The 11,054-nt window shown below is 44.0% G+C and carries 11 protein-coding genes; 1 reads left to right on the top strand and 10 read right to left on the bottom strand.

The window, feature by feature from the left end; genetic code table 11:
• The 10 genes from nikA to RHO15_06685 form a co-directional block, all read right to left on the bottom strand.
• A complete protein-coding gene (gene nikA, locus RHO15_06730) occupies positions 1 to 1,572 on the bottom strand; it encodes a nickel ABC transporter substrate-binding protein (protein ID WVD63173.1) in 1,572 nt (523 codons plus the stop codon).
• A 25-nt stretch (positions 1,573 to 1,597) separates the two neighbouring features.
• A complete protein-coding gene (locus RHO15_06725) occupies positions 1,598 to 2,374 on the bottom strand; it encodes a class I SAM-dependent methyltransferase (GenBank protein ID WVD63172.1) in 777 nt (258 codons plus the stop codon).
• A gap of 52 nt (positions 2,375 to 2,426) precedes the next feature.
• On the bottom strand, positions 2,427 to 3,425 hold the full coding sequence (gene yut / locus RHO15_06720; GenBank protein ID WVD63171.1) for an urea transporter: 999 nt from the start codon (positions 3,423 to 3,425) through the stop codon (positions 2,427 to 2,429).
• Between the two features lie 66 nt (positions 3,426 to 3,491).
• Positions 3,492 to 4,478, bottom strand: coding sequence for an urease accessory protein UreD (locus RHO15_06715; GenBank protein WVD63170.1), 987 nt, complete (start codon positions 4,476 to 4,478; stop codon positions 3,492 to 3,494).
• On the bottom strand, positions 4,475 to 5,113 hold the full coding sequence (gene ureG / locus RHO15_06710) for an urease accessory protein UreG (GenBank protein WVD63169.1): 639 nt from the start codon (positions 5,111 to 5,113) through the stop codon (positions 4,475 to 4,477). The genes RHO15_06715 and ureG overlap by 4 nt, the downstream gene beginning before the upstream one ends.
• Positions 5,114 to 5,238: 125 nt before the next feature.
• Positions 5,239 to 5,925 (bottom strand): urease accessory protein UreF, encoded by a 687-nt coding sequence (locus tag RHO15_06705; protein ID WVD63168.1) that lies wholly within the window; start codon positions 5,923 to 5,925, stop codon positions 5,239 to 5,241.
• A gap of 33 nt (positions 5,926 to 5,958) precedes the next feature.
• Positions 5,959 to 6,618 (bottom strand): hypothetical protein, encoded by a 660-nt coding sequence (locus RHO15_06700; GenBank protein ID WVD63167.1) that lies wholly within the window; start codon positions 6,616 to 6,618, stop codon positions 5,959 to 5,961.
• Between the two features lie 112 nt (positions 6,619 to 6,730).
• Positions 6,731 to 8,449, bottom strand: a complete 1,719-nt coding sequence (locus RHO15_06695) for an urease subunit alpha (protein WVD63166.1) — start codon at positions 8,447 to 8,449, stop codon at positions 6,731 to 6,733.
• Between the two features lie 68 nt (positions 8,450 to 8,517).
• Positions 8,518 to 8,931, bottom strand: coding sequence for an urease subunit beta (locus tag RHO15_06690; GenBank protein WVD63165.1), 414 nt, complete (start codon positions 8,929 to 8,931; stop codon positions 8,518 to 8,520).
• Between the two features lie 46 nt (positions 8,932 to 8,977).
• The gene (locus RHO15_06685; protein WVD63164.1) at positions 8,978 to 9,280 is read right to left on the bottom strand and encodes an urease subunit gamma; all 303 of its coding nucleotides are present in this window, start codon (positions 9,278 to 9,280) and stop codon (positions 8,978 to 8,980) included.
• A 478-nt stretch (positions 9,281 to 9,758) separates the two neighbouring features.
• Here RHO15_06685 and RHO15_06680 point away from each other — a divergent pair, with 478 nt between their 5' ends.
• Positions 9,759 to 10,700 (top strand): AEC family transporter, encoded by a 942-nt coding sequence (locus RHO15_06680; protein WVD63163.1) that lies wholly within the window; start codon positions 9,759 to 9,761, stop codon positions 10,698 to 10,700.
• Positions 10,701 to 11,054: the final 354 nt, after the last annotated feature.

Raw genomic sequence — 11,054 nt, 5'->3', positions numbered from 1 at the left:
CTATGGTCGAAAAGACATCTTTTCAAAAGGTATCTCATATTGAGAGACATTAAACCCGACCCCGGTGACCTGACGATCGTAAATCACTTTCGTACGTGAATAAGATAGCGGAATATAGATAGCCTCATCGGCTAATAGCTCAAAGAGTTCGCGATAGTCGGCTTGTCTTGCTATCTCATCAGTTGAGATCAACAGATCATCAATCAGTTTGTAGATATAGGCTCGACTGGCTAAACCGAGTTGAGCTTGGTAGTCAGCATGTGCCGGTACTCGAAATGAGGAGACAAAGGAAGCCGGATCGTACGGTTTACCCCAAGAGAGTGAATATTGTAAATCAAAATCACCGCGTTTTTGGCGATCTAAAAACGCCTGTTTCTCTTCACCAATAATGCTCAGCTCAACACCGATCTGTTTAAAGTTATCCTGGATTAACTCAGCAATCTCCTTTTCCGCTGCATTATTGGTATCGTAGGAGAGTAACAGGGTTAAGCGTTCATCCTCTTTCACTCGAACGGTTTGCCCTGCCGGTAATAACCAACCCGCTTGCGTCAATAGTGCACGGGCTTTATCAGGATTATAGTGATAAGTTTTGACCTTCACATCACTATAAGGCGCTGAGGGCGACATTAAGGTCCCCGCTAAGGTTTCGCTATCATTAAGGACCCCAGTGACAATATCCGCTTTATTGACGGCATATTCTAAAGCCTGACGCACGAAAATATCGTGCGTAATGGGACGATTACTATTGAGGACAATTGCTCGTGAGGCAATCGGGGCACTCATCAGGGTGGCAAACTGCCCTTTGCTTGAGAAGGCCTGATAGGCTTCCATATCAGTCATATCACCATCAGCACCGAAGATCATCTGGATATCGCCTTTTTGCAGAGCCAATAACAAGGTCTGTCTATCGGGAATCACATGCCAGACCACACTATTGAGGGCCGGTTTTTTGCCCCAATAATGGGGATTGACGACAAAACGGGCATACTGATTTTTTTTGTGTTCAGCCAACATCCAGGGACCAGTACCGGCATAATCTTTGACGCCATCCTTGGTTTGACCATGGATAAAGGATTTTGGCGAGATAAACCGAAATGGTCGCGTCACGCCTAATTCAGTTAGGGTTGGATAGTAAGGATGATATAAGGTCAGTTCGACGGTATCAGCATCGATCACATTCACCTGATTGATTTCGTTGATCAGGCCCATCCAGGCATGGCGGGCTTTATTAGCTAACACCGCATCGATATTGAGCTTAACCGCTTGCGCATTAAATTTTTCACCATCGTTAAAGTAGACATCATCACGCAAGTAAAAACGGTAACTTTTACCATCGGCAGAGACTTCCCAGCGTTTGGCTAAAAAGGGACTGACGCCACCATCTTCACGATTAAGTACCAGCGGCTCAAAGACCATATTTTGTGCCGCCATCTCGCCCAGATAGAGATGGGGATTAATATCCATGATGTCTTTGGTGCTGGCATAATCCAGTTCATTATTTTCCCGCTTCGCATTTACCGATAAACTCAGTAACATCAATAATATGGCGAATAACCCAACGACCTTTTTCATGCCAGCCCCTTTGTCAGCATCCATGTTATTTTTGCGCCGCAATCACAAACATTGGCGTAGAACCGTAGTTAATTTTCTCTTCATGATCCCAAACCTGCTCACCGACTTTGGTATCGAGCAAACATTGTGAAAAACCAATATCAAGCAGAACCGGAATATCCCATTGTGGCCTTTGTACTTGGCTTAAAGGGAGTTGACGGGCAATCGCTGCCATCGCACGGGTATCGGTATTGACATAGTGATCGTTGACTTGCTCAAGTTGGGTATTCTCACGATCTTGCTTAAAGCCTTGCATATAAGCGTCGTCAAACAGATGTAGATACCAGTTGGCATCAAATACCACCAGTCGACCACCCGGCTTTAATACCCGATACCACTCCTGATAAGCCTGCACCGGATCTTGTAAATTCCAGGTGACATTGCGACAGACAATCAGATCAAATTGCTCATCAATAAATGGTAAATGATGCACATCCGACTGGACAAATTCGATATTAGCCTGCTGTTGTAACGCATTAGTGCGGGCTTGTTCCAGCATGGCCGTGGTCGCATCAACGGCGGTGACGCGATGGCCAGCTAGCGCCAAAATGATGGCAAAAAAGCCCGGACCAGTGCCGATATCAAGCACATTTAAGTGTGGGTCTTGCGGGGCCAGACTTAAGATAGCATTTAACCAAATCTGACGTTTATCACTATTGAGTTCAGCGATATTTGATTCACTGTAGCCTTGTGCGCGGTTATGCCAATAATCGGTGACCGAGTCCAGAATATCATCCTGTTGATTATTAAACGTTAAAGCCATCGAGCCCCTCCTGAGTCATTGTTATTAACCGAATTGTTATTGATAATAGTATTTATTGACGATCTTGTGGCATCAAATCTTTATTGGGTACCAGGAATAACCAGGTCGCCAATACAAATGGCATGGTTAAGGTTGGAATACCAATAGGTGCTAAGGCCGTATCTAAAGCGCCCTGCACAAATACCGTAAAAATCACGCCAATCACGGTATAGATAGCGACGCGCAAGCTCGGCTTATTAAAAGTTGAGCCTAAAGCAATCGCGGTTAACACCGCACTAAACGAATACAAGCCAGTATGAATATTAACAAAATCAGCCTGTAAAAGTGACGCGGTCATATAAGCTAGCAGTGAACCAAAGATAGCAAACAGCGCCGCCCAGATTGAGCTGACGGCTAAACCGGCGACAAAAATAATCCCCACCGCGACACTGCTAAATAAAAACACTTCGGAAATGCCGCGAAAGATATCTGGCGTGAATTGCTGCAAATAATCTACAGATTGGCTTGAGGCATCAATATACTGCTGCGATAAATCAGCTTTAGGCAGTGCAATCCCTTTGATCGCAAAGAAAGCGTAACTGGCGAGTAATATCGTCCAAGTTACCAGCACAAAAGGCGCCGTTAGCGCTGCCACTTTCCAGCTTTTGAGAAAATCGGCTAAAGAGAGGGTGGCAATCACGGACACAATACTGCCCAGCGCAATGGTAAACCACAATAATGGCGTATTATCTAAAAACGTCGGCAGTGCGACGCCGACTAAACAAGCATTATAGCCATATAAACCCGATCGCAATGAGGCTAAATCAATTTTACTGATATACGCCGTTAATGTGGCAATCACGGTGGCAAATAAACAGGCGAAACCAATATAGGGTAAATTTTCTAAATAGCCACCGAGAAAAATCGCCATAAAGAACAGTAATCCGGTGAGTGGATTATTCTGAAACATGACCTGAGCGCATCCCCGTAAGGTCACATCAATAAACTGCATAACGATATTGCGCTCAATCAGATTGTGCCAACCCTGCTTGATGCTCGAGGCTGATGACATAACTTCTCTCCTAATCAATCTTTAATCATAAAAATCACACTACAGCAATCTTTTCATGGCTCAGGTTTATTTCCATAAAAACGGTTTTTGCAGTGAAATCCCCAGTATCTCTTCACGGGCAATTTGCCAAAAATAGCGAATTGCCACTTTGGTTTTTGGACTATCAACGCCGAGCGCTTTAAAAATAATGCCACTTTTATTCGGCAACTGCGTCGCGCCATAAGCGATCTGATTTTCAACATCATATTTAGCCTCTAAACGACTTAATATGGCTTCGTGATATTGTTGTGGTGTCAACAATATCGCATTACCGAATACATCAAAAGACTCCATTACACCAATTGCACGTAAATCGTCTTGCTGTGGCGCTAGGACATATTTTTCCACAAACAGCTCTTTTTCATGAAGCTCGTCTCCTACTTCAGTTTGATACTGCGCCCGAATACGGGATGAAAAAATATCAAAACCAAATAACTCATCTTGATGGTGATGTTTACGTCCAGATTGTAAGATTTCGGTATAAATCACCGTGGCACTCGGATGCAGTTTAATCAAGGTATCAGTAATAAAACGCGCATCACGATGTGGAATAATGGGATCAGGGATCAGTTCCAGATAACCATTTTCGGCCACACTGATGTCTTGTACCTGTGCAGCGTAATTGGCATTCATCATGTGAATTTTCGTCGCTGATTGGGTTGTAACATGCGCACAGGCGTCTTTTTCAACAATGATATCGAGCGCCTGACGATCGCCCTGTAGCAGACAACCGGAGGTGGATATCATGGTGACACAAGGTAGCTGTGGCATCTCCTCATCCCAGTAGAGTGCTTTTTGCACTAAAGAAGGCACCCTGCGCTCCATCTCCACCAGCTCGCTACGCTGCTCACCTTTAGCAAAGCGCAGTTTTAAGTAACCACTCTTACCGACTGCGCCACTTTGCATCTGCACCGGTTCATCCTGATAATTGGCCATTTCCTGCGCAGTTTGACCTAAAGTATGAGCATAAACACGGCTGGGCGTATTTTTGATCTCTTCCCTTAGATGACTCATGCCTGAGATCCTTGTGTTTGATGGGTAAACAGGAATTTATCCATGATCATATCAACCAGCTCATTCACCCCTTCACCTGTTTTACAGTTAGTGAGGACATAAGGACGGTTACCCCGGACGACTTTGGTATCGCTCTCCATTACAGCAAGACTGGCACCCACATAAGGGGCTAAATCGATCTTATTAATAACTAAAATATCGGCTTGCACTAAACCGGGACCGTTTTTACGCGGGATTTTCTCCCCTTCAGCGACATCAATGACATAGATATAAAAGTCAGCTAAAGCCGGGCTAAAGGTTAATGTCAGATTATCGCCACCGCTTTCAATCATAATGACATCACTATCAGGGAAACGCGCTTCCATCTCTTCCACCGCGGCAATGTTCATACTCGGATCTTCACGTACCGCCGTGTGTGGGCAGGCGCCGGTTTCAACCCCTAATATTTTCTCTTCATCCAAAATACCTTTTAAGGTGCGTTTGACCTGCTTCGCATCTTCGGTTGTGACAATATCGTTGGTAATAATCAGCGGTTTGATGCCGCGCTGAATTAAAATCGGCGTGATCACTTCAATAATCGCCGTTTTGCCAGAACCTACTGGGCCCCCAATGCCTATTCGGGTAATTTTTTTCATTTTATCATCTCCACTGAATCACTATTTTGACTAAGTTTGTTGTCCGTTAATCGTTACTTCATCAATGACTTTATCAGTCTGATTACTAGCTCATTTAAACGCTATTTCATAAGTTAATTCATAAACTAGTTCATAAATAAACGCACAAAAGATTTAGTATGTAGCGCCGCTAATACATCCATAATCGGGGTATAAGCGGACATCTGCGCAATGTCACCTGTCGCGGCAATATCACAAAAAGATTCAATCTCTTCATTTAATTCGAAGAGGATCTGCTGCGTTTGATAGTGCGTAATACGCATTAAACGCATGGCGGCACTGAGAATGGTCATCGTAATGCCATATTGATGCATCACCACCACCTCTCGTTCACCAATACCTTGAATCGCCATCACAATCGCTTGGGTCACTGGCTGTGTACCGGGGGTCTTTTCGGCTTTAATTTGTGATAACCACCATGACAAACGTTCATCATCAATGATATGTCCAGAAATTTCAGCTAACTTTTTGCCCATTCGAGTCGCCATTAAACGGGCTTCTTCATTTAATTTACGATTATTGACCGCCCAATCAATGGCCATTATTTGGGCTCGGTCATCAGCCATAACGGCTCGATGCGCAGCAACGACCGCAATACCGTCACAAGATGCCGCCTGTTTTAATGCCGTCCGCACAAACGCCTTAAGTGTTGGCGCATCGTGCACCACCCCCGCCTGAATCGCTGCTTCAACCCCATTTGAAAAGGTAAATGCCCCAATTGGGAGTGCGGAATCGCCAAATTGCATTATTCGAATTAATTCTGACGCCTTCACTGTGCTCTCACCCCTTGTAAATAATGTAGCGAATTAATGATGATGGTTGTGATCGTGTTGATGGTCATGATGGTGATCATGTTGGTGATGGTCTTTATTGTCATGGCTATGCGCAGGGCCTTTGTCATGCTGATGCTCAACGTGAACATGTACATCGGCATCTTCTGCACCACCAAATAACAGGCGTGACTCTGAGTTAGTCAATTTCGCCAAAATCGTTTCACCTTTGACAAACTGATAGGTTTGATCACTGAAACCATGGGTACGCATCACCGAGCTCATCACTTTTTCACTGACTGTCAGTGGTACGTACACTTGATTATCTTTAATCACCGCTTTCCAATGTTGATTACCCAAGGCATGGCCGAGTTCAAAACTGACGCGAATTTGCTGATCAGCAGAGTTGCCTTTTAAGCTATGCAGATCAATTACCATCACGTCTCTTAAGGCAATCTGCACAACGACCGCGGTCTGTGTTGCCTCATCAAATAAAATCACATCGCCATCGCTGAGTAAAACATGGCGATCGAGTGAAATACCGATATCCAGACCCTTTTGTGAATGTTTACGACAACGACTTTTTTGCGCTTCCCACTGATCGAGCATCAGTAAATCGATATTGGCATCGGCTAATTTTGCTTGCCACTGCGCATCTTTATTACGATTACCTAGAATATGTTCAACGATGATCATCTTGTTTACCTTTTCATGTTAGGTCCATCATGTCAGGACTCTTGTTGTTATGCGCTTCTATTAACGAATATCTTCGCTAATAGAAGCTAGTTAATTTCAGCGTAAACTGGGCTTAACCAAAGAAATAACGTTGGTTCATCGATGTGGTATTAATCGGTTTACAGGTGGCATGTTCACCGTTGACTTTCACGGCAAAGGTTTCCGGATTCACCTCGATATGTGGTGTTTCACTGTTACGCACTAAATCTTTTTTACCGATAGAGCGACAGTTATTGACCGCAATCACTTCTCGTTCAAGACCAGCTTTCTCTTTCACGCCATCTTCTAAAGCGGCTTGAGACACAAAGGTGACACAAGTATCTTGAATCGTTTTACCAAATGCGCCAAACATCGGACGGTAGAATACCGGTTGTGGTGTGGGTAATGAGGCATTGGGATCACCCATCGCAGCCCAGTTAATAATGCCGCCTTTGATGATCATTTTAGGTTTAGCGCCAAAGAAACGCGGATCCCATAACACCAAATCGGCCATTTTACCGACTTCAATTGATCCTAATACATGGCTAACACCCTGTGCGATAGCTGGATTGATGGTGATTTTGGCGACATAACGAAGCACACGGAAATTATCATTACCATCCGCATCTTCCGGTAATTTACCGCGCGCCGCTTTCATGGCATTAGCGGTTTGGATGATACGTAACCAGTTTTCACCGACGCGGCCCATCGCTTGTGAGTCACTTGAGAACATGGAGATAACGCCCATATCATGTAACACATTTTCAGCAGCAATGGTTTCTGGTCGTACGCGACTTTCGGCAAATGAGACGTCAGCAGGCACGTTTGGATTTAAATTATGGCAGACCATAATCATATCGAATAGTTCAGCCTGGCTGTTAACACCATACGGTAGCGTTGGGTTGGTTGAACTTGGTAATACGTTCGGCTGACCAGCAACCCGAATAATATCTGGCGCATGGCCGCCGCCCGCACCTTCGGTATGGAAGGTATGAATAGTGCGGCCTTCAAAAGCTTCAATAGTATTTTCGACATACCCGCCCTCATTCAAGCTATCGGTATGTACCGCAACCTGAACATCAAACTCATCGGCAACACGCAGCGCATAACGAATGGCATTACGCGTTGCGCCCCAGTCCTCATGCACTTTCAGCCCAGCAACACCGGCAATAATCTGTTCTGCTAAAGGATTACGGGTAAATGAGTTACCCTTACCTAATAAACCCACGTTAACTGGTAGATTTTCAAACGAACGTAGCATGGTACGAATATTTTGTGGACCCGCGGTCACCGTTGTACCATTGGTCCCATCCGTTGGCCCAATACCGCCACCAAAGAAAGTGGTGACACCGTTGGATAATGCCGCATAAGCTTGTTGTGGTGAAATTAAGTGAATATGTGAGTCAATACCGGCTGCGGTTAAAATCAGATGTTCGCCTGAAATGGCATCGGTTGCCACACCGACAACCATGCCTGGTGTGATGTTATCTTGCAGATTCGGGTTACCACTTTTACCCACACCGACGATTTTGCCATTTTTCACGCCGACATCGGCTTTAATCACCCCGAGTTTGGCATCGACAATCGTGACATTGGTGATCACCAGATCCAAAATACCATTATCACTGGTTAAGGTATTATTAGCACCCATGCCATCACGCAGTGATTTACCGCCACCATAAACCGATTCTTCACCATAACCACGGAGATCTTTCTCAATTTCTACATAGAGGTCCGTATCACCCAGGCGAATTTTATCACCGACTGTTGGACCAAATAGTCCGTAATACTCTTGTCTTGATATTTGAGGCATTTGCTCATTCCTTCTGTATTCAGCGTCAATTGGTTACTTCACTATCAAAAAAGTAACGATTAAAACGATTACGATGCTTTGTGTTTAAAGCCCTGTTTAATGGCTTTTTCCAGCGCAATTTGTTGCTCTGGGCGCGCCTGACCGCTGCCATTATCACCCGTCCAGCCATCAACCAGATTATTAAAACCATAAACGGTCTGTTTACCGCCGTAAGGAATCAATGAAACTTCAATTTCATCACCGGGTTCAAAACGAATAGCGGTTGTCGCGGCAATATTTAAACGTTTACCGTAGGCAGCACTACGATCAAATTCCAGCGCATTGTTAGCTTCAAAAAAATGGAAATGTGAACCGACTTGCACAGGTCGATCACCGGTATTACGGACTTTGATTTTGATTTCAGTTTTATCAGTATTAAATTCGATTGGGGTACTGGCGAGAATGACGCCTCCCAAAGGCGTAGATTGTTTTGCGTTACTCATTTCTTCTCCTTAATACAACGATGTCTTGCAGGCTAATGGGCGCAATTTATTTGATTGGATCATGGACAGTAACCAGTCGACTACCATCAGTAAAAATCGCTTCGACCTGAACTTTAGGAATGAGATCAGCCACCCCGTCCATCACATCACTTTTGGTTAAAGCCATGCTCGCTTCTTTCATCACATCTTCGAGCGTTTTACCATCGCGAGCCCCTTCTAAAGCCGTCACTGAAATAATAGCGACAGCTTCAGGGTAATTTAATTTCACGCCACGATTTTTACGTTTTTGTGCAACGTCAGCCAGGGTATATAGCATCAGTTTCTCAATCTCTCTTGGGGTTAACTCCATTATGTCCTCCGTAGGTTTACATTTAGTAACGGTTTGATGATAATGGAGTTTGTGAATTTTAAGCAATCCAAAGTAAATAAATTATTTGTCTGTTTTTTGGAAAAAAAATTTACCTTGCACATAATCATGTAAAATAAATTTACTATGAAAAGTTATTGATAACATTAAGCGCATATTTCATTAATAGATAAGATTTCAGGCGGTCAAGCACGCTAAGTCCGGCTTTATCTTGATAACTTTTACCTTTAAAAACAGTCTATTAAGTAAGCTATTTTTGATTTCATTGTGTAAAATTAGCATTAAGGTGATTGTTTTCAGTTTACATACCGTTAGACTAAAGCAGATTAGAATAACCGTGCATTGACAATCGACCATTAAACACTGTTGATTCGATGGACGGCCAGCCGGTAAGCTGAAATAATCCGCCGGATCTTAATGCCGGATTCCCCCAAACTCAATTAATCATGAGCACTGTGACATGGAACAAATTTTTTTAAATGATCTGCTGCCGATTTTCGTGATCCTACTGCTCGGTTATATTGCCGGTAAGCGCAGTAGTTTTTCTGAAGATAATGCTCAAGCATTTAATAGACTGGTACTCGATTATGCGCTACCCGCCGCCCTGTTTATCTCCATCGTTAAAGCCGATCGCGCGATGCTCTTTGCTGATATGTCATTGACACTGGCCAGTACCGTGATCTTAATCGTCTGCTTCTTTCTCAGCTATTTCTGCTGTAAAAAAATATTCAAGCATGATCGCAGCGAAGCGTCGGTGGCCGCCATGATTGCCGGTTCGCCAACCGTTGGCGTGTTAGGTTTTGCCACATTAAGTCCCATTTATGGTTCAGGCACCATTACTGGTTTAGTGGTCGCTATTGTGGCGATTGTGCAGCATGTATTGGTGATCCCTTTTGGTGTCTATTTAATGCACCCCACCGATGAAAACGGCAATAAAAGACATCGAAATCCAATTATTGCTTCACTTAAAGAACCGATTGTGATCGTGCCGATTTTGGCCATTGTATTAGTGCTTCTCGATATTAAATTTCCCCCGGCACTCACCCCCAGTTTAAATCTGATTGCTTATGCTAAATCAGGCTTAGCGATTTTTGCTGCTGGGGTAACTTTATCGGTACATCAATTTGAGCTTGATGGTGAAGTTATTTTTAACACCCTGTTAAAACTGATCCTGATGCCCGCAATTGCTTTAGCCATTGCCCTCAGCTTTGGGATTCGCGGTGAAATTCTGCAGATGTTGGTGTTAATCTCGGCGCTGCCACCGTCATTTTCCGGGGCGATTATCGGTAACCGCTATCAGGTCTATATTAAAACTGGTACCTCGACCTTAGCCTGTAGTATGCTCTTTTTTATGCTGGCCGCCCCCTTATGGATCATCATTACCCGGTATATTTCAGCGTAATGATGATTGTTGTGAGCGTTGGATTGACTATCGATCAATGACGGTTGACGGTCAGATTGATATGACTTGATTCGACTAGAATTGGATAATCCAGCACCTAATAATGCTATCCTACCGGCTATGCTAAGCCCTATCAGAATGATATCTGCCGTAAATTTCGTCCTATGTTTAGCAAAGATTCTATGACCTGTAGGTAACGCGCTTTTATGCTGTGATGTCATTGTTTAGTTATGCCGATGACACCAGAACAAACCCTCTCTTCTGGTGGTGTGCTATACCCCAAAAGTGCTATGATATCCTCGCCCTATGCTAATACACTATCAATAAGGTCTGCAAATAAGGCCAGTATTAAGT

The organism is Orbaceae bacterium lpD01 (assembly GCA_036251705.1).
In the GTDB taxonomy this organism is placed as follows: domain Bacteria; phylum Pseudomonadota; class Gammaproteobacteria; order Enterobacterales; family Orbaceae; genus Utexia; species Utexia brackfieldae.
This window is presented reverse-complemented; position numbering and strand designations above follow the sequence as displayed.